The sequence below is a fragment of the Pseudoalteromonas sp. NZS37 genome, from assembly GCF_015864265.1.
Lineage (GTDB): Bacteria > Pseudomonadota > Gammaproteobacteria > Enterobacterales > Alteromonadaceae > Pseudoalteromonas > Pseudoalteromonas arctica.
This window is the reverse complement of sequence record NZ_JADYXL010000007.1, coordinates 44,782-64,910: the sequence shown is the minus strand read 5'-3', so window position 1 is coordinate 64,910 and position 20,129 is coordinate 44,782. Positions and strand designations below refer to the sequence as shown.

Annotated in this window: 14 protein-coding genes; 9 read left to right on the top strand and 5 right to left on the bottom strand. The window is 37.8% G+C overall.

Going from position 1 to position 20,129, the window contains the following annotated elements; all coding sequences use genetic code 11:
- Nucleotides 1–42 precede the first annotated feature (42 nt).
- From I6F47_RS14120 to I6F47_RS14100, 5 genes are all read left to right on the top strand, one after another.
- Nucleotides 43–1,698 (top strand): DEAD/DEAH box helicase, encoded by a 1,656-nt coding sequence (locus tag I6F47_RS14120; RefSeq protein ID WP_197184062.1) that lies wholly within the window; start codon nt 43–45, stop codon nt 1,696–1,698.
- Between the two features lie 11 nt (nt 1,699–1,709).
- A complete protein-coding gene (locus I6F47_RS14115) occupies nt 1,710–3,515 on the top strand; it encodes an ATP-binding protein (protein WP_197184061.1) in 1,806 nt (601 codons plus the stop codon).
- A 53-nt stretch (nt 3,516–3,568) separates the two neighbouring features.
- Nucleotides 3,569–3,973: a hypothetical protein gene (locus tag I6F47_RS14110; protein WP_197184060.1), complete on the top strand. Its 405-nt coding sequence runs from the start codon at nt 3,569–3,571 to the stop codon at nt 3,971–3,973.
- Nucleotides 3,966–4,889: a phospholipase D-like domain-containing protein gene (locus I6F47_RS14105; protein ID WP_197184059.1), complete on the top strand. Its 924-nt coding sequence runs from the start codon at nt 3,966–3,968 to the stop codon at nt 4,887–4,889. The genes I6F47_RS14110 and I6F47_RS14105 overlap by 8 nt, the downstream gene beginning before the upstream one ends.
- A gap of 97 nt (nt 4,890–4,986) precedes the next feature.
- On the top strand, nt 4,987–7,257 hold the full coding sequence (locus tag I6F47_RS14100) for a DUF262 domain-containing protein (protein WP_197184058.1): 2,271 nt from the start codon (nt 4,987–4,989) through the stop codon (nt 7,255–7,257).
- A 37-nt stretch (nt 7,258–7,294) separates the two neighbouring features.
- Here I6F47_RS14100 and I6F47_RS14095 read toward each other — a convergent pair whose 3' ends face one another.
- Genes I6F47_RS14095 through I6F47_RS14085 form a run of 3 tightly spaced genes read right to left on the bottom strand, consistent with a single transcriptional unit; the run spans nt 7,295 to nt 10,339 of the window.
- Entirely contained in the window at nt 7,295–9,334 is a 2,040-nt protein-coding gene (locus I6F47_RS14095) for a DNA phosphorothioation-associated putative methyltransferase (protein ID WP_197184057.1), read from the bottom strand.
- A gap of 3 nt (nt 9,335–9,337) precedes the next feature.
- Entirely contained in the window at nt 9,338–10,174 is an 837-nt protein-coding gene (locus tag I6F47_RS14090; RefSeq protein ID WP_197184056.1) for a DUF6997 domain-containing protein, read from the bottom strand.
- Nucleotides 10,175–10,339 (bottom strand): hypothetical protein, encoded by a 165-nt coding sequence (locus I6F47_RS14085; RefSeq protein WP_197184055.1) that lies wholly within the window; start codon nt 10,337–10,339, stop codon nt 10,175–10,177. It abuts the gene before it with no gap.
- A 962-nt stretch (nt 10,340–11,301) separates the two neighbouring features.
- Between I6F47_RS14085 and I6F47_RS14080 the strand changes: the two genes are divergently transcribed.
- The 3 genes from I6F47_RS14080 to I6F47_RS14070 all read left to right on the top strand — a co-directional run bounded on the left by I6F47_RS14080 (nt 11,302) and on the right by I6F47_RS14070 (nt 14,346).
- A complete protein-coding gene (locus tag I6F47_RS14080; protein WP_165726384.1) occupies nt 11,302–11,787 on the top strand; it encodes a hypothetical protein in 486 nt (161 codons plus the stop codon).
- Between the two features lie 2 nt (nt 11,788–11,789).
- Nucleotides 11,790–12,923, top strand: a complete 1,134-nt coding sequence (locus I6F47_RS14075; protein WP_197184054.1) for a DUF1570 domain-containing protein — start codon at nt 11,790–11,792, stop codon at nt 12,921–12,923.
- Between the two features lie 328 nt (nt 12,924–13,251).
- The gene (locus I6F47_RS14070; protein WP_197184053.1) at nt 13,252–14,346 is read left to right on the top strand and encodes a Fic family protein; all 1,095 of its coding nucleotides are present in this window, start codon (nt 13,252–13,254) and stop codon (nt 14,344–14,346) included.
- Between the two features lie 409 nt (nt 14,347–14,755).
- On the opposite strand, the gene I6F47_RS14065 is transcribed toward I6F47_RS14070, so the two are convergent.
- Both I6F47_RS14065 and I6F47_RS14060 read right to left on the bottom strand, forming a co-directional pair.
- On the bottom strand, nt 14,756–16,255 hold the full coding sequence (locus tag I6F47_RS14065) for a phospholipase effector Tle1 domain-containing protein (RefSeq protein ID WP_197184052.1): 1,500 nt from the start codon (nt 16,253–16,255) through the stop codon (nt 14,756–14,758).
- Nucleotides 16,256–16,353: 98 nt separating this feature from the next.
- Nucleotides 16,354–17,658, bottom strand: coding sequence for an NAD(P)/FAD-dependent oxidoreductase (locus tag I6F47_RS14060; RefSeq protein WP_007583476.1), 1,305 nt, complete (start codon nt 17,656–17,658; stop codon nt 16,354–16,356).
- Nucleotides 17,659–18,172: 514 nt separating this feature from the next.
- Between I6F47_RS14060 and I6F47_RS14055 the strand changes: the two genes are divergently transcribed.
- Entirely contained in the window at nt 18,173–20,101 is a 1,929-nt protein-coding gene (locus I6F47_RS14055) for a RecQ family ATP-dependent DNA helicase (RefSeq protein ID WP_197184051.1), read from the top strand.
- Nucleotides 20,102–20,129: the final 28 nt, after the last annotated feature.

Below are 20,129 nucleotides of genomic sequence, written 5' to 3'. Positions count from 1 at the left end.
ATTTAATAAGTGCTTTTAATTTTTAAATCTTAAGGAGAAGATGTGTTTCAAAAGTGTCTAAACTGTTTTAGTGTTAATGCTTTAAAGTTTCTCGCAGGTCAAGATTCATTGTCATTCTTTGAGAATACTTTGAACATAGACAAGTCATACTATGATGAAAATAATCAGCAAAAGTTATTAGTTCAAGCAATAATAAACTCAAATCCAACGCGGTTACTTTTAGCTAAAACAAGCCGTGAGTATTTTATTGATAGATTGAGTAAAGAAGACCTCAATGAAATAATCTTTAAAATAAACGGCTCTTATGTAAACGAAATTAATCCTGAACACTACGTAAATGTAAAAGGTTTCTGCAATTCACAGCTCGGGCTAGTTACATTTTTGAATTCTTTAGGGTTTAATTTTATAGATTCCAGCAATAAAACCGAAGAATATAAAGCGTTCCGCACTGTAAAGCCTGAGTATGGATTATACCCTTATCAAATAGAGATATCAGATAAGGTATTTAATTCGATAGAGTTTGGGAATAATAATAAAGCGATAATCCACCTACCTACTGGCGCTGGTAAAACCCGAACTGCTATGCACATAGCATGTCGTCATTTGATGACAAAAAAAGATGCGATGGTACTTTGGTTAGCTAATTCTGAAATTTTATGTGAACAAGCATCTGAAGAATTCAGTAAAGCTTGGCAAAAATTGGGTAATAGAGAAATTATCCAAGGTCGTTATTATGGTTCTAATAACTTTTCACTTGAAAGTATCAAAAGCGGCTTTGTTGTAGGGGGATTACAAAAATTAGTTTCTTATTACAACTCAATGACACCGCATCAAACCGCAGCATTTGATAAAAAAATAACATTAGTTATTTTTGACGAGGCTCATCGAGCATTAGCTTCGACTTATAAAGACGTTTTAGAGCGGTTTTTGGAGTTTTCTCCACAAGCTAAGTTAGTTGGTTTAACGGCTACGCCTGGGCGTGTTTATAAAGATGATAAACCTGAATTAGATCCGGAGAACAAAGCTCTTGCTGAGCTTTTTGGTAATAATAAAATTACTATGGATGTTGCGCCTTATCAACCAATGGAGTTCTTGATAAAAGAGAATTATCTAGCTGATCCTCAGTTTATCGAACTAAATTATGACGATATAGATATTTATAAAAATACCAGTGCTTTAAGTCATTTCACTGAGAGTGAGTTGTTAAAAAAACTTAGCAGTTCTAACAATCGTAATTCTATTATTCTTAAAACAGCAGTTCATGAAGTAAAAAGCAATAATTCAAAATTGATTATTTTTGCTTGTGATATTGAGCATGCGAGAAACTTAGCCTTTTCTTTATGCTGCATGGGCGTTAAAGCTGCATCTGTTGATAGTAAAAGCACTACTTCTGAAGAAAAAACTCAAATTATCGATAATTATAAGAATGGCGATTTAGATGTTTTAGTGAATTGCGAAATGCTTACTACAGGCTTTGATGCTCCAGAAACAAATGTTGCAATTATAGCCCGACCCACTAACTCCTTAGTCTTATATCTACAAATGATAGGCCGCGCATTACGCGGTAATCCCTCTTTAACTCCTAAAACGGCACGTATATATACAGTGCTAGATGAAATATCAGAGTTTAATAATGTTAATTTAGCTTTTAAGCATTGGAATGAAATGTGGACAGAGCTTGAAAATGAAAAACTTTAAAGGATTATAAAATGTCTTTAGTAAACCCTAAACAATATATTATTTCCGCGCGCTCTAACGGCTATAAAGATACCGCTTACGCTATTGCTGAGTTAGCAGATAACTCAATTCAGGCTGGGGCAGACAAAGTTGAAATCTTAATTTTTGAAAATCAAAAAAGAACTATTGAAGAGATTGCTATTGTCGACAATGGGGCTGGGATGTCACAGAGCTTATTAGCTTCAGCTTTGGGTTTTGGTGAGTCTGGTCGCGAGAAAGATAAAGATGGCAACTTATTAAATGATGATACTAAAGGAATGGGTAAGTTTGGTATGGGTTTACCTAATGCATCTGTTTCTCAATGTAAAAGAATTCAAGTATGGAGTTGGAAAAATAAACATGAGATTTATTATACGTATTTAGATGTTCAGGAAATCATAGACGGCATTTATAGCGACCTACCAGAACCAACTTTAGTCGAAATGCCTGAGAAATATTTAGACTCAATGTTTGACGGAGACATGCCTGAGTCAGGTACATTTGTATTATGGTCAAATCTAGATAAATTAAAGTGGAAGCGCTCTTCAACATTATTTGCTAAATCACAATATGAAATAGGTAGAATGTACCGTAGGTTTATCTCTAAAGGTCAGTGTTCAGTTCAATTTAAAGTTTTTGATACTTTTGGTGGTTCTAAAATGCAGGCTTTAGAACGCGAAACTAAAACAGGTTTTATTAAAGCAAATGACCCCCTTTACTTGACTGCAGATTCTGCTCTACCGGATCTTCCTGGGTTACATGTTGATGAAACCCCTACTTTCTTTGAAGAGCTGGAGTCTTTTCCTTTTAAGGTTGAGTTCCAAGGTGCTCAGCATACGATTCATATTAGAAGCTCAGTTGCTAGATCTGAGATGATCACTAGGATTCTTAATTTAGGTAGTGAGAACCAAGCTGGTAAAACTGAGTATGGGAAAGACTGCTTAAGAAATTTCGGGATATCTGTAATGAGGGCAGACCGTGAAATTGAGCTTATTACTAATGAGTTCTTCTTAAAAGATGATGCATATAAAGCGCGTTTTATGGGAGTTGAGATTGATATTCCTCCTTCACTAGATGAAGTTTTAGGCGTTACAAATAATAAGCAGCATGCTCATAACTTAAAAGAATTAGATGCGGATAAAATGGATTTAGATGAAAAGGATGTAATTGAAAAAGATGACCTGATTATCGAATATTTACGAGAGAATGGTGATGAAGAGAGAGCTGTACTTTTTGAAATATCGACCAGACTTAAAAAAGTAGTTGCTAACGCTCGTAAAAAAGCAAAATTGTTACCAACAACAAAAGTAGGTACTGTAACTCCTGAGTTGAATGAAGACGATAAGGTAAGCATTTTAGTTAATACAGTAATGAATAAGCGCGATGAAGTGAACCCCGGGAATACTTTAGCTCAAGAGCCTGACTATAAAAAGCTAGAGAAAAAGCTCGTCGATGATTTTGGCTATGATGAGGCAAATGCAAAATTAACTACTAAGAAAATGGAAGATTTACAATCTAGAATAAGTGTTCAATATAGTAAAACTTCTAATCAATCTTTTTTCGAAGTAGAAAACCTTCAAGGTATTGCCGTACTTATTATTAATCCTGAGCATGAGTTATATACAAAATTCTTAAGCCAAATGTCAGATAAAGATAAAATGATATTTAAAGTGCTGCTAGGAGCTTGGGCATTGATGGAAGACTCTACAACTAATGAAAATAAACGACGCCAACTTGAAAGAGCACGTAATGATTGGGGTGAAGTTATTGAAGAGATGTTTGAAGAGTTAGACCTTTAATGTGGGTAGGGCTAACAATATTAAAGTTGTTAGCCTTAGATAAGGCTTAGAATATGAAAACACTATTTGATCCCGTAAGCTATTTTTTAAAAAAAAGAAAAAAAGCTCCTACAGTTCGTAATGATCTAGAACAGCAAGTCGCTGAAGTAGCTTTGCAGTTTCCAAAAGAGTTGAATACAAGTATCCAGATTGTAAAAAATAAATCACATGATGCTTTTGAATTTAATTTTTTAAATAATCATTTGTATATAGGTATAAATGGAAGCCACCCTTTTTATGAAAAAGTCTATTCAAAGTCATCAAAAGAACAAAAACAAATAATAAATTTTTTCATCATTAGTATGTGTCAAATGACATTTGAAACAACTAATGAGAAGGTACAAGGGAGAGATATAAAGTATGTTTCTCGATTGAGTGAGTTTCTTGAAGATAAATTGGCGAGTATGAATTTTGAGTAATTTATTTTCGGGTGATAAATTAAAAACTGATTTAGAAGTAGTCTTGCCTTCTTGTAAAAAATTAGTTGTTGCGTCAGCTTTTATTTCTAAAGTTGGCTTTGAATGGATGGATAGTTTAATTACTGCCGACTGTTCTAATGTTTCACTTATTGGTAGGTTGACACCAAGTGACTTTTTAAGTGGGGCTAGTGATTTTGTCACTATTAAGCGAGCGGTTCAAAAAGGTTACCATGTAAAAGCATTATTAAACTTACATGCGAAAATCTACCAAATAGATGATGATTTAATATTCAATGGTAGTGCTAACCTCACTGGTAAAGGGCTCGCTATTGTTGCTGAAAGTAACTACGAAGCATGCACGAGAGTTGAAGGATGTTCAGAGTCTAATCGTTTTATTAATAAACTAGTAAATGCAGCAGTACCTTTAGATATATTAACTCTTGAAAGAATGGACTTGTTTTTAGAGCAATACAGGCATCAAGAGGCGTCTTTTATACCCTCTAGTTGGCCTGAAGAAATACTCCCCCAATCTTCTGATTTGTTCGTATCTGACTTTCCTTTAACCCCGCCCGGTATCAGTACTTATGAGTATGAGTTAAATCCCTCTTTACCATTTGCTCAGATAGAAGCTAATAAAGGTAATTCATTCGAGGCTGCTAAGTTGTTCAAACGAAGTAAAGCTTATCACTGGATAAAAAAACAAATTTTAGATAATAAAACGGATAGGAATTTAGGGTTTGGTCAAATATCAAGGCTGTTACATGATGAATTAGCTGATGATCCTGTACCTTACCGTCAAGAAATTAAGAGTCTACAAGCTAATTTATATTCTTATATCAAACAGTATGCTAGCGATGAGATAGAAGTTTATATGCCAGGTAGACGTAGTGAAGTTTTGAGAATAAAAATAGATTAATTAATAATTGTTTTCTCAAGGTTTAAGCTCGGCCATATAAAAATAAAGAAAAAGTGAGGTTAAAATTTTTTATCCCCTCACATATTTAAGGAAAAAAATGAAATTAAACGATGTTTTTGAATCAACACCTAAGTCTGTTCATGAAGTAATTTCAGAAAGTGGGACGTGTTTTCATATTCCTGAATATCAAAGACCTTATTCTTGGAATGAAGATAAGGTAAGTCGTTTATTCGATGATATAAAAGCTGGCTGTTCTGTTCTTGTTGAGCATGATGATGCAATAACTTTCTTAGGTACGCTTTTAACCGTCGATGATTATAAAGGTACATCTTTAAGTCCTGAACTAAAGGCAGAAAAACCCCCGAAAACAAGACTTGTTATTGATGGCCAGCAAAGACTTACGACACTTACTCTTATATCTACAAGACTTTATTTAAAATTAAATCAATACCTTAATGAGTTAACAGATGTCACTAATGCTTATAATGACGATAATGAAGCTGAGGGATTTTGCGAGGAGATAAATAAATTTTCAGATAACTTATATAACATTGTTGCTGGTCTAAGGTTTTTTTCTAAAGATACTAACTCAAGAGATAAATATAATCGTTACTATCCACTGTTAAGTAGGTCTGGAGAAGATACATGGTCGAAACAAAAGAACCAAGCGCGCTATAATTCAGCTATTGCTGAATATATTCATAAAGTTACAAAAGCAACAGTAGATGATGATTTTCATGTCTTGCCATCGGCTGCAGACACTACGGTATCAGCTAATTTAAAAGTGATTGATCAAGCACTAATGCAGATATCAAATGGTTACATTTTCAATAATGAAGTTGTCACAGATTTATGTACTATAGATTTTAGAAATTACCAACAAGAAACCTTTTTTGATATTGGTGATTTACCTAGCCTACTCAAATCAGATTTTTTAACTGATAAAGATGTTAAATTAGTTAAGGAGGCTATTTACTTAAGTGCGTTCTCCTCCTATTTGTTGTACAGAACATGTTTTACTTTTGTAAGTGTTAATAATCTTGACTATGCATTCGATATGTTTGAAGCACTTAATACAACTGGCGAACCTTTAACTGCTTACGAAACATTCAGACCAAAAGCCATTCAATTTTTTCATAGTTTAAAAGAGCGGTCGTTAATAAACGACGACAAAGAGGGACGAAAATACTTAGGCATAGTAGATGGCTATTTAAATTCAATTTCAGATGCAAATAAGAAAAATGACGCCACTAAAAAGTTGGTTGAAGTCTTTTCTTATGCGAAATCAGGAAAAAGATGCGGGACTCACATATCTCAGCAAAGAAGGTATCTAATTGATAGTTTTTCTGCATCAGATGATAAACTTAAATATTTACAGCAGCTTGCTGATACAGCTGAATTTTTATTTTCTATTTGGTATTCTTCAGATGAAACGATTGTTTCTCAATGTGTCGATTCTCTTGATCAACAACAAGAATTTAAGCTCTCTATAGGTTTATTGAAATCTACGGGACATGAAATTGCACGCCCTTTTTTATCAATAGCTTATCACTATTTCAAACAAGAACGTAACACCGCTAAATTCAAACTGTGCACAAAATTACTTGCTGCATTTTGGACTTTAAGAAGAGCTGGTACAGGGGGCACTGCTGGCATAGATAGTCGGTATAAGGAGCTATATTCTGGCTCAGCTATAGCTGATAAAGTTACTTTTGACTTCCCTATATTAGATCGAATATCTGAGATAAGTCACTTCTTTCAGCAAGATATTTCAAACACTTTCTCTGGAAAAAACACAACCTTCGACATTGATTCAACAAGAAAGGATTGGTTAAAAAAATCAATTAAAATACAACAATACGCAACAGGAAAACAACTAGGTATTTGTCGTTTATTATTATTAGCTTCTATGCATAATGTGGCTATAGATCCAGAATGTAGTTGGAAAACGGTACAAGGTAAAGAGGGTTGTAACCCAACGTTAAGCTTTTATAATTGGTCTGAATTCCTAGAGAATAGCAAGATTCAATTTACCATTGAGCATATTGCTCCACAGCAACCGAAAGATTTTGATTGGGATAGCAGCCTAGATGATGGCGAGCTGATTAATACGCTTGGTAATTTAGTCATCCTAACGAGAGGGGATAACTCTGAAGCTTCTAATAATTCATGGCTAACTAAACAGGCACTTTATAAAGAGCTTGCTATTAAAAAAAGCACCACTGGTATAGTTCGAAACTATAATCAATTTATTCAATCAGTTGCAAATGCTCCTGCATGGCGTACGGATATTATAGTCGAGCGATCAGAAAATCTTTTAAATAATAGTTGGAATAATTTAATTAATTGGTTAATTGTTAAGAGCTGATAACTAAAGAGTTGAAAGCTAGACAAAAATTCAGTACTCAAGGAGTACTGAATTGGTATAAACGATAACCCTCGATCTTCAAGTTTACCTGACTTAAAAAAGTTGAAGTTTGGGTATAAGTTAAATTCCTATATCCAAGATCTAACTTATTTAGTTCTTTCAAAAGGCGTTTATTAAACGCCTTTTGCTTTTTATAATCATCAAAAGTGTCATCAATATAATCAATTTTATTAAGAAGTAGTGGGCGCTTTTCCTCAATAATATAATCAAAAAAGTCTACATCCTGATCTGCCATTTTTATTTTAACGCGCTCTTTCAATTGTGGTAATGGCGTGTTTTCAAATCCTTCGTAACCTAGCAGTGTCACTTTACCTGAATGTATATGAATTTTAATAAGTTGAATATCATCAAGTTCACCATACATTTGTAGTGCTGCACCTATATAAACGCGAAGTACTAAAGGTAGCAGAGTTATAAAATCCTTATGAAGCGTTAGTGAGTGTGGTAGCACATTTTCAAAGTCGACTTTACCTGCAGGTAATAACTTTTCGGCTTCAATGCACAGTGACTCGATTAGTGCACTGTCTGCTATTTGAAAAAGCAGCTCAGTAGCTTGATGCTGCGCTATTTTGTAGGTGTCGAAGAATGCTTTTATATCACGCTTTAAATCTTCAGGTTGTTGGGCGTAAGGCTTTCGCTTTTCAAACATAGCAAGAGCAAAGTAAAGAAGTAAATCTTCTTTACGCATTGTTTCGGCGGTCGTTAGCTCATCTTCTTCAAACCATTTTAAAACAAGTTGCAGGGCTTTTTTATTTGAACCAATAACTTCTTTTATTTTGTCACTTTGCGCAAATTCATTGTTTGCTGGGCAGCGGCCAAGCGTTAAGCATGTTAACCAAAACGATTCAAAAAGTTGCTGGTGTTGTGTAAATAAAATTCGCGCCTGTTCTTCATTAACAGGTTCTGGCGCTGTTAGGTGCTGCCATTTATAAGCACGTTTATGACGGTTTTGTAAAAAGTGTTGTTCAAGTTGCTTATCTTTAAATATGTAATAAATACCAGGGGCAACAGCAATTGCGTTTTCATCAACGCTCATTTCTATAAATGCTTTAAGCTCTGATTGCGTGTAGTATTTTTGAAAGGTGTTACGACTCGTAATTACGCCATCTTTGTATGGTTGAAACTGACTTATCAGCGTTTCGTTTCCGAGCATTGCTGATACAACAAGTAACTTTTGTGAAAGCTCCCATGCACCAAGTAACGCTTCTATTCGCTCATCTCTGTCTTCTATTACATTAATTACAAAACCAATGTTAACAATGTCAGAAATAACTTTATCAGCATCAGGACGGTAGTTTAAATCCCAACCTAATGCATCTATCCCATGAGCTTCGAGTTCGCGCAAGTCGTCGCCTCTGCCGCACCCGTAATCAAATATTGAATAGTCGCCGCTCAAAAAGCCATTTTTAGCGAGTGTTTTTAAAGGAGCTGAAAGTTCATGTCGTACAATGGCCGTTAAATGTCGATCTATTATTTTATCATCATCAGGGCTTTGTAAGGCAGAGCTTCGAAATAAACGACCATCAACTAGCTCATATCCTTTTTTAGCAATTAAACGTTCCCATGAGCCTTTAAAACCGATCATACGCGTATTTTCGTATAAGCCTGCTTGCTCACCTTCAGAAGTTAGGTCACAAAATAATTGGTAATACTTACTAGCTGGTGAAACCATGGTTTCTTTTCGGTGTAAAATAGGTGGATTTTCGCTGTTATTGTATTTAGTTATTCTATGGCTAAGTTTTGCTAAATCTACTGTAACGCTTTGCTTTAATGCGGGGTAAGAGTCTTCATAAAATGTTGGGTAGCTTAATAGCGAAAGCCTAAAGTTACTTTTAAACAGCTTGATTAAGTCGAAATCGGTTTCTTCAATTTTTAATGCTTGCGCTACAACTTTAATGAACTTAACTAAATCGGCTGGTGCATCTGCAAATGCATCTTTATGGAAATAGATTGCATCAGGTAGCTTTTTTGCTATTTTTACTTTTTTTACAAGCTGCTTAAATTGCTCTGCGTTCATAGTTTAATAATTTGCTAAATGTAGTGCCTGAACTTTACAGGAGCTTAATGTATCCAAACTATATAGTTCATCTTGTTGATTTACAATGCAAGGACACTCTGCAATATAAAAGTTGATACCATTTTCTGTTTTTATACTTCTTAAGTAAACGGGGACTATAGGCATAGATGAAGGAAGCTTTTGCAATAAGCTTAAACTAGGGTAAAGCAATTTGTGTTTTGCTAGCGAATCAAATTTATCGCCATGCTTTGCCTCAATTACAAATAAATGCTCTTTACCGTCCCGCTTAGCAACAAATACAGCATCGATTTCAACTTGGCCATTTATATGCTCAAGGACAACATCTTCGTTATCGAGTGGCTTAAATTTAAACGTGAATGTACTTTGCCCAGTTGCTGGCACTACTATAGTTTTGTCATCTTTTAAGTTAAGTGCTTCAGCAATCAGGCCTGATGCTATAGCTAAATTAACAACGGAGGTTTCAGTAACTTTAGGCAGGAGCTGAAATGCAAATAAGCTTCTTATTGATACGTTTGGTAAAAATAACTCTGGTTGTAATTGACCAAACAGCGCTTGGTCATTAAAAAAGAAATCGTTTATATTACTTGATTTTACAAGCGAAAAATAAGTTTGATTATCGCCTAAGCGAGAGCCAAGCCTAAGTACCATCGTATTATAATCTCGTAAAGTTTTTGGCAGCTTTTTTATCGAATCTATAGATATTGATGCTGCAGTATTGGCTTTTAAATTATTGGTACTTAAATATTTTTGAAAGCCTTGGGGAGGAGACACTTTTTGTTCTTTGGCTTGCATTTTTTGTAGTAAATCGTGAAATATCACTTATTCATCCTTGATTTCAAAATAATAAAAGTACGCACGTCCGCGTTTTTCAAACTTAAGCTCGCCACGTTCCCGACGATGCATTAACTCACAGTCTGATATTTTTAAGAGCTTTATCGTTTCTTTGCTTGAAAACCACTCACCTTGTTGTTTTTGGTTAGCCATTTAAGTTACTCAAATTATGTCTAAATTTAATATACCTAACTCTAAGTACATCGACAAATTTAGCTTAAACGCGACAGCTAAGGCATCCCCGTGATCACACCCGAAATTAAATTAATGATGAGTAATTAACAGCATGGATGCTGTTAAAAGCGTAGCTTGGCCATGGATGGCCTATCTACGCTGGTTACGTTCATATCATTAATTTAAATTGAGGAATTAGTGTGATCCTCGTGGCGCCGAGAGATTCCAAAGAGAAGTCGGCGGTTACTTCTCTTTGGTTGTCATCGCCAATGCGATATTTGTAAATTATTTTAAAAGCTACGCTTTTCGCGCGAGCAAGCTGAGCGCCTACAGCAAATTTTAAGAACGCTGCTAAGAAAGTTCCCCCGTGATCACATCCGAAATTTAATTAATGGTGAGTAATTAACAGCATGGATGCTGTTAAAAGCGTAGCTTGGCCATGGATGGCCTATCTACGCTGGTTACGTTCATATCATTAATTTAAATTGAGGAGATAGTGTGATCCTCGGGGCGCCGTGGGGTTCCAAGGGGCGGTCGGCGGTATCCGCCCCTTGGTTGCCATCGCCAACGCGATATTTGTAAATTCAATTTAAAAGCAAAAACGCGAGATAAACTCCCGCCTACAATTTAAAAGCTACGCTTTTCGCGCGAGCAAGCTGAGCGCCTACAGGTGTTTAGGCGGGCTTTGTAGCGTTGATTGGAGTAATGAGCTAGTTACTAAAGAGAAAGCGCGATGTAAAATCGCACCTACGCTTTTGTTGAGTGCGGTGGTTTAATTATTGTAGGTGAGGTTTTATACCTCGCGGGTGCTTTTTAAAAACCAAGACACAAGGTGAACTCCCACCCATAGCTTTAATTTTGCTTTTTGGATTAGTAATGTTGATGTGTTTTTTCACATTTATAGGTACACTATTTTAAAGTTTTAATTCAGGGAATGAATAATGATTAAATGGATTTTACTGGTATTTATTAGCGTATTTACAACTTTTCCTCAAGCTGGTGAGGCTTACACACAAGCCCAATGCGATAGCATTAAAAAGCAGCGCGAAGCTATTCGGTCTCAATTTAGAAGTGGCTACAGTAATAAAGAAGGTGAGCGTTTAACTGCGCGCGATAAAGCGCTATTTACCTTACTTGCTAATCACTGCAGTAAGCCTAAAAAGAGTGGCAGCGCTTATCAGGCTACTTCTTCTACCCCAACTCGTACGCCTAATAGCAATTGGTTACTCAATCATAAAGTATCAAACATGTCTTTGCACAGCGATAGCTATAAAGATGCCGCTAAGCTTGATGCTTGGTCAAAATTTTATAAATTGCCTAAACGTTGCCGTAAGAAAGGGATGGAGTCGGCCGACTTTGTATGGTGTAGCGAGTATCGGGGTAAGCAAAAAGAGTTGTTTGAAGCACAGTGGCAAGGGCGCCCATAAATATGTTCAAAACAAAATTACGTGTGGTGTTTGTATTTTTTGTGCTGCTAATTGCATCGGCGCTCATTGCTAATCATTTTACTGGGCGGGTATTTAATTATCACGATCCTATAGGCGAGGTTAAACGAATTTATAATAGTTTATCGTCGCAGGTAACTACTGAACCGTTAGCAACTAAACAGCTCAAAAATGTAAGCACGACAACTTTACAAAATGTATCAGTATCTGCCGATAATCATTTATCGCAAGCTAACAATACGCGCTGCGTGGATGTGTCGTTGGGTAAGGTTAAATATAAACGTAATGGCGATATATTTACGTGGACAGACAGTGACGGTGTGCCGCATTTTAGTGATAAAAAACCGGATTTTGCAGTAGCAACTTACGATACTGGTTTTATTGAACCGTTAGATTACTTTGATCTCACTTTAAATACGCCTAATTTACCTTCGTCATTTAACCAAGAGTTACGCATAAAACTCAATACTGTATTTAAAGTATACGGGCAGATTATTGGCGTGCATGCACTTAAAAAGGTAAAGCTGAATTTAACGGTATTGCCTACACGCCGCGCTTATGAGGCCGCAATTAGGCAACGCAGTGCTGACCCGACAAACACTGCGGGTATGTATTTTCACGCGAGTAATTCTGCTTTTATTCATTATGATAATGCACACAGTGCAATGCGAACTGCGGTACATGAGGCAGTGCACGCCATTAATAAAGCGGTCTTAGGTTACACCCCGAGATGGTTTAATGAGGGATTTGCTGAATACTTTGAGCTTACTAAAAATAATATGCAAATGGCTATTGTTGAGCCGAATAGTTCATGGACGAAAAATAACAATATTACTAAAAGTGTATTTTTAATTGATTCGTTAGTGGGTTTGGATGACTCGTGGAAAAAAGGTGATACCAGTAAGTTGTATGCAAGCAGTTGGGCTGCAATTTACTTTTTAATGGATACTCAAGCAGGGCGATCGTTACTTAATAATATAATGCTTGCTGAGCAAGGATTTCTCTGTAATAAATTATCTGAAAAGCAATTAAAAACAATGATATATAAGCAATTTCCTAATCTTAATCGTGAATATTCTAAGCGGTTAAAAAAGCCTTTAAAAGCGCATATATTTTAAATTATAAACCAAAAGCGCGAGGTAAACTCCCGCCTACAGCTTTTCGCGCGAGCAAGCTGAGCGCCTACAGGTGTTTAGCTTGGCCTTATTTCAAAGGCAAAGCGCGATGTAAAATCGCGCCTACGGGTTTGTTAAGAGTGGTGTTTGCAATGATGTAGGTGAGGTTTTATACCTCGCTTATAAATGGATTGTTTTTACCACAGAAAAGTGAATTATTGTTCTATGTAGCGCTTAAAAGTAATGAGGCAATTAACTCTTCTATTCGCCTCATTGCATGAGGCAAATAAATAACATAGACTGAAGCTAATTACCTTTAGGACTAAAGACTATGTGGATATGGCAACAGCAAAACTGGCCAAACTTTACGTGGGATGCTGCAGCGCTTGCTCCTTTACTAAGGGAGCTTTCATATAATCAAGGTTTATTAGTAGGGCGTATGGGCGCGCAAAGTGCTCAACAAAAGCAGCAGGCCCTTGATATCTTACTAGCAAATATTATTCACTCCAGTGCGATTGAGGGCGAAAAGCTTAATGCATTTTCGGTTCGCTCTTCTCTTGCTAAAAAGCTCAATATTAATGAGCAACCTTACCCAACAACAGTGCAAAGCGATAATCTTGCAGAGATTATGCTTGATGCAATAAATAACACAGATTCACCGCTTAATTTAGAACGAGTGCTTAATTGGCATCGCTTATTATTTGCAGGTGAGCAAAGCTTGTTTACTAAAATTGAGGGCGGGCAATTGCGTGGTGACGAGCCAATGCAAGTGGTATCGGGGCGCTTAGATAAACCGGTATTACATTTTACGGCGCCTCCTAAAGAGCGAGTAAATAAAGAGCTTTCGCTATTTTTTAACTGGTTTAACAAAACGCAAAACGATCCTCAAATAGACCCTTTTATCCGGGCAGCTATCGCACACTTATGGTTTGTAACAATACATCCACTTGAGGATGGTAATGGGCGTATTACACGGCTTATAACCGACCTGGCATTAGCGCAAGAACATGCTGAGTCAATTCGGTTTTACGCTATGTCGGTGGCTATTTTAGAAGACAGAAAAAGCTACTACGAGGTGCTTGAAGCGACTCAACGTGGAGAACTTTGTATTACGCAATGGATTAAGTGGTTTTTATGTACGCTTAATAATGCGATACACCATACGCTTAATAATATTGAGCAAACAATTTTTAAAACCAATTACTGGGCAAGTAAAGATCAAACAAAGTTAAGTGAGCAGCAAGTAAAAGTGCTTAATAAGTTACTTGATGGCCAATTTGAACAGGGTATTAGTGCGAGTCAGTATCAAAAGGTGGCTAAGGTTAGCCGTGCAACCGCAACACGCCATTTATCGGACTTGCAAGCGCTTGGATTTTTAACAAAAACCGCCGCAGGTGGGCGTAGTACACGTTACAAAATTGCCTAATGAGGCAATTACACATATTGTTTGCCTCATTGTGTGAGGCGAATAGGTGTTTTAAATTGTTACAGGTGAGGTTTTATACCTCGCATGGTGTTTTTATAAAGCGAAAGCGCGATGTAAAATCGCACCTACAATTTAAAAGCTTCGCTTTTCGCGCGAGCAAGCTTTGCGCCTACAGGTGTTTAGGCGGGCTTTGTTGTGTTGATTGTGGTGTTTGAATTATTGTAGGTGAGGTTTTATACCTCGCGGGTGTTTTTATAAGAGCAAAGCGCGATGTAAAATCGCACCTACGGGTTTGTTGAGTGTGGTGTTTGAGTTGTTGTAGGTGAGGTTTTATACCTCGCATGGTGTTTTTATAAAGCCAAAGCGCGAGATAAACTCACGCCTATAATTTTAAATACTGTGCAACCTCTTATTCCAGCCGCGTTACTTTCACTTTTATTTTACCTGCATTAGCGCCATAAAAGCGGCTTAGGTCGTTTGCAAATGGGCAAAACTCGCCTGATTTATCTATTTTAATATCGGCGCCGTTGGCTATTTCAAAAAGGTGGTCGTCGTTTTTATTTATAGCACCAATGAGTGAAAACCATTGTGCGCGAGGAAATCGTCTAAATGGTTCGAGTACGGCCATTGGGATTTCTTTTACGCCAAGTTGTACGTTGTCGCGGTTCCAGCCTAATGGCGTGCACTTTATGCCATCGTCAAACCAGTATTGATTTGGGTATGGGGTAAAGCGGTACGTAGCGCCTTGCTCTAGCATGAGGCCGGTTGCGTTGTATTGCTCAGAGGCAAATACCATTACATCTTGGCTTTGGTTAATGCTCAGCACACTCATGTTTTGATTAGCTAGTTCTATATGTTGGCTTAAACCAATAAAGCTAAGTGTGGTGTTGTCGTTATAGCTAATTTTGTAATGCAGTTTTTTAAGCGATTCTGGGCGGTAACTGGTTAGCTTATTAATACGTTCGGCTACGCTGTAGTGTACTAAGGGCTCAAGGTTGCTAGCTTCGTCATCAATTAATATATAGCACTGCCTATCTACTAATTTAAAAAATGGGTTAAACCAAAAGTAATTTTGTTGATGACTTAATGCGAGCGGATCGGGCGTTACTGTTACGTCATCTTGTGCTACTAAGTTGCTATCGGGGAGTAGGGTTTCGTAATCTATGTCGTGACTAGTGAGTAACGATATATTAAGCGGTTGTTCTATTAACCACTCAAGTGCATAGCGCAAGCTAATATCGGCTAGGCCATCGCGGTAGTAACCGCCGCCAATGTCTGAATGCGCACCTGCAAACCATAGCTCGGTAATGTTGCTTTGATGGTTCATGAGTGTGGGTTCAAACGCGCGGCGTTTTTCGTCAAGGGCTACGCAGTGCAGCGCGTGAGTAATGTTGTTGGCAATGGTGTGGTTTTCAAAAATAACATGCTCTGCGCCACGTGTGGCTTTACTTACTTTTGATAAGCCAATAGAGGCGACGGTATCAAACACACATACATACACGTTGTTGCTTATTAAGGGTTCTAAACATTTAGCAAAACGCCTAGCAAGCGCGGCGCCTCGGCTAAAGCCCGTTAGCAGTATGGTATCGCCTATTAGGTAGTGAGCTTTAAAGTCGCTTAACGCTTGATTTAAAATACTGGCTACGTCGTCGCCACGAGGTGCAAGAGTTTGGTTTAAAATACGTTTAAGGCGGCTGCCTTTAGTACCAATACCTTGATAATAAAAACTGAGTTGGTTAGCAAAAGGAGTAATAGGGGAGTCTTCTAATTTACCGCCAAGCAGTAAATGCAGTTTTAGAATGTTGGTAATATTAGAGTCTTCTTTAAAATGATCTGAGCTAAATTGTTCTGCGTCACGGGGCTCGTTTCCTGTGCCGTCAAAGTTAAAAATTAGCGTTTTACCCGTCATAACCCAATTCCCTTAGTTGTTTTAAATACTCTACACAGACAATGTTAAAAATTAAAGACAGTGATAACGCTCACTGTCTTTAATTTAGTATATATAGATTAGTGCAATTTCATTTTAGGACGCACTACACGCAACACTTTTTCGCTTATCCATAATGCAAAGGTTTTTGCGCTGCCATGTATGGCGCGTTGGTGCATACGGTATAAAGATATATACATAAAGCGGGCAATTTTACCTTCAATAAAAAAGGTATTGCTGGTGAGGTTACCCATTAAGTTACCCACGGTGCTGTAGCTCGATAAGTTAACAAGCGAGCCATGGTCGCTGTATTTAAAGCCGCGTAGTGGTTGCTGCTTTAATGTTGCTATGAGATTTTTTTCGACGCATAACGCCATTTGATGCGCCGATTGTGCACGAGGTGGTACTTGCTTGCCGTCGGCTTGGGTAAATGCGCAGCAATCGCCTAATACAAAAATGCTTTCGTCAACGGTGCTTTGTAAAAACTCATTTACTTGAATTTGATTGCTACGAGTAAGCTCAAAAACACCTAAGTCTTTAATAAAATCAGGTGCTTTTACGCCTGCCGCCCACACCATTATATCGGCATCAATGTGTTCTTCATCTTTGGTGATAAAGCCTTGTGCGGTACCTTCTTTTACTTGCGTTTGCTCGCGCACGTTTACGCCAAGCTTTAATAGCTCACGCTTGGCACTAACGGCAATACGCTCTGGTAATGCAGGTAAAATACGCGGGCCAGCTTCTATTAAATGAATATGTAAACGCTTAGACGACATATTTGTTAAGCCATAAAGCTTTAATAGCTCAGACACATGATAAAGCTCAGCTGAGAGCTCAACACCGGTAGCACCGCCGCCTACAATGGCAATATTAAGTGATTGCTGTTGGTTGTCGTCTTGGTGAAGGCGCGTAAAGCTATCTAGTAATGAGTGCTGAAAGCGCTCTGCTTGTTGGCTTGAATCTAAAAAGTAGCAATGCTCTTTTATACCTGGGGTATTAAAGTCGTTACTTACGCTGCCGATGGCAATAACAAGGTGATCGTAACGAACTGTACGGCCAGGTAAAATAGTGTGGCCTAATTCGTCGTTTAATGGGGAGAGGGTGATTGTTTTATTGCTTTGGTCTATATTGCAAAAGGTGCCAAGTTGAAAACGATAATGATGTTTTGCGGCATGGGCTGAATACACAACGCCATCTAAATCAGGGTCAATAGAGCCTGTCGCTACTTCGTGCAGTAACGGCTTCCATATGTGGGTACGGTTTTTGTCTATTAACAGTATATCTGCTTGTTTTTTTTTCCCTAGCTTATGCCCCAGTTGGGTTGCAAGTTCTAATCCGCCAGCACCACCGCCAATAACGACGATTTTAGGTATTGTAATACTCATAACGTTGCCCTTAAAAATAATATACCCAAGTGATCTGTATTTTTTATTAGTTTTTTAAGGTGACTTGGGTATCAATAAATTATTTTGGCAACAAGTAGTTACTACTCATTTTATGGGTGCCTAGTTTGCGCCTAAATAAAACCGATGTCAGCAATAAATAATGTTATTTGTTGTATACTTATACCCAAACCGTCTCAATATGCAGAATTCAGCGTTTCACAGGGGCTTAATATCAAGGCGTTACTTTGCAAGAATGGCAGCCCCCTTTTAAGAAGTAACAACGATGAGAGTAAGTGCCTGTGAAACGCCCAATGGGTTGGTTTAAAAGCGATTTATACTGCGTTATTGATTTTAACAATAGAACCACTATTATTTGCAATCAATGCCTTGCCTAAATCGCTTTTAACTCCAACTGAAACTCTCATCTTGAGATGGTTTGGGTATACATGCAAATATTTCATCTACACCGCATTTTTATAAGCATGACTATTGTTTAGCCATCAAAAGGACATTTATGACCACGCCACTAATTCAATCACTTGAGCAACACTTTGGTTTTAGCCAATTTAGAACAGGGCAACAACAAACTATAGAGCAGCTTTTAAATGGTCAATCGTCGTTGGCTATATTTCCAACCGGCTCGGGTAAATCGTTGTGCTATCAATTAACTGCGTTGCATTTACCAAATTTAACCTTAGTGGTTTCGCCTTTACTTGCATTGATGAAAGATCAAATTAGCTTTTTAAATAGCAAAGGTATTTATGCTGCCAGCCTTGATTCGAGCCAAGATCAAATGCAAAGCAGCACCGTAATGAATGATGTGCGAAATGGTAAAATTAAAGTACTAATGGTGTCGGTTGAGCGCTTTAAAAACGAGCGTTTTAGAGAGTTTATAAGCCAAGTGGCGCTTTCGATGTTAGTGGTAGACGAAGCGCACTGTATATCAGAATGGGGCCATAACTTTAGACCCGACTACCTTAAATTGCCGCGTTACCGCGAAGAGCTTAATATTCCTTTAGTGTTGTTACTTACTGCAACGGCCACTAAAAAAGTAAAACGCGATATGGCAGAGCGATTTGCTATTGCGCCTGAGTGCATTGTGCAAACGGGTTTTTACCGCGCTAATTTAGATTTAAGTGTGTTGAGCGTTAAAACCGCCGATAAAAACACAGAGCTTACCAACATTGTGCGCGCGCAAAATGGCCCAGGTATTGTGTATGTAACGCTTCAGCAAAGCGCTGAGCAAGTTGCTAATGTGCTAAGTGCGCAAGGTGTGCACGCGGTGGCGTATCATGCAGGGCTTGAAGATACGCTACGCTGGCAAATTCAAGATGACTTTATGGGCGGTAAAATTAACGTCGTAGTGGCAACCATAGCCTTTGGTATGGGCGTTGATAAATCTGATATTCGTTTTGTTATACATTACGATTTACCAAAATCGATAGAAAACTACAGCCAAGAAATTGGCCGAGCAGGGCGCGATGGCAATCCATCAAATTGTTACACGCTTGCTAACCTAGACGGCCTAAATACGGTTGAAAACTTTGTATATGGCGACACCCCTGAGCTTAGCGGTATTGAATACGTAATTAACGATATTCGCCAAAGCCACCAGCAATGGGAAATGCAAGAATACAGCTTATCGAGCGAAAGTAATATTAGGCAACTGGCACTTAAAACCTTACTTGTACAGCTTGAAATGCAAGGCGCTATAACGCCGCAATATGCTTACTACGCCGATTTTAAATATAAATTTTTGGTTGATAAAAACGAGCTACTTGGTCATTTTGATGAGCAACGCCAAGCGTTTTTAACGCAAATATTTAGCCATACCGATTTTAAAAAAATATGGGGCACACTAAATTTTGACTCCCTTACGCAAGCAGCGCAGGTTGATCGAAAACGCGTAGTGGCAGCCCTTGATTACCTAGCCGAAAAAAACCTAATAACGCTTGAAACCAAACGTATTACCCAAGTATACAAAGTGCATGGGGAGGTTATAAATAACCCAGAACTTGCCCAGCAACTTCACGACTACTTTACCGACAAAGAACAGGCCGAAATTAAACGTATTGCTGCACTGGTACGCTTTTTTGAGCTACAAAGTTGCTTAAGCTATAACTTAGCGCGCTATTTTGACGATCAAAATGCACCTGAGCAATGTGGGCATTGTAGTGTGTGTAGAGGCCATGCGGTTAAGCTTGAATATTCTATAGAGCCTGCATATATTGACGAGCAACTTATTTATCAAAAGGTAGATGAGTTTTTAGCGCATATGGCAGGCAAGGGTAATCATAATGTGGGTATTGAAACCCAATGCCGCTTTTTAGCAGGGATGAGTGTGCCGTTATTTGCGCGTAATAAAGTGCGCCAGCTGAGTGGTTTTGCGCTGTGCGAGCAAATGCGTTACAGCGATATTAAAGCAAAACTACTAGCGCGTTAAATTAGTTACTGTATCCTAGTGGCTTATT

Bases quoted from the DNA above. Each gene is read 5' to 3' on its own strand.
- I6F47_RS14115 (WP_197184061.1), top strand. From the start codon at position 1,710: ATGTCTTTAGTAAACCCTAAACAATATATTATTTCCGCGCGCTCTAAC.
- I6F47_RS14110 (WP_197184060.1), top strand. From the start codon at position 3,569: ATGAAAACACTATTTGATCCCGTAAGCTATTTTTTAAAAAAAAGAAAA.
- I6F47_RS14100 (WP_197184058.1), top strand. From the start codon at position 4,987: ATGAAATTAAACGATGTTTTTGAATCAACACCTAAGTCTGTTCATGAA.
- I6F47_RS14095 (WP_197184057.1), bottom strand. From the start codon at position 9,334: ATGAACGCAGAGCAATTTAAGCAGCTTGTAAAAAAAGTAAAAATAGCA.
- I6F47_RS14085 (WP_197184055.1), bottom strand. From the start codon at position 10,339: ATGGCTAACCAAAAACAACAAGGTGAGTGGTTTTCAAGCAAAGAAACG.
- I6F47_RS14080 (WP_165726384.1), top strand. From the start codon at position 11,302: ATGATTAAATGGATTTTACTGGTATTTATTAGCGTATTTACAACTTTT.
- I6F47_RS14075 (WP_197184054.1), top strand. From the start codon at position 11,790: ATGTTCAAAACAAAATTACGTGTGGTGTTTGTATTTTTTGTGCTGCTA.
- I6F47_RS14070 (WP_197184053.1), top strand. From the start codon at position 13,252: ATGTGGATATGGCAACAGCAAAACTGGCCAAACTTTACGTGGGATGCT.
- I6F47_RS14065 (WP_197184052.1), bottom strand. From the start codon at position 16,255: ATGACGGGTAAAACGCTAATTTTTAACTTTGACGGCACAGGAAACGAG.
- I6F47_RS14060 (WP_007583476.1), bottom strand. From the start codon at position 17,658: ATGAGTATTACAATACCTAAAATCGTCGTTATTGGCGGTGGTGCTGGC.
- I6F47_RS14055 (WP_197184051.1), top strand. From the start codon at position 18,173: ATGACCACGCCACTAATTCAATCACTTGAGCAACACTTTGGTTTTAGC.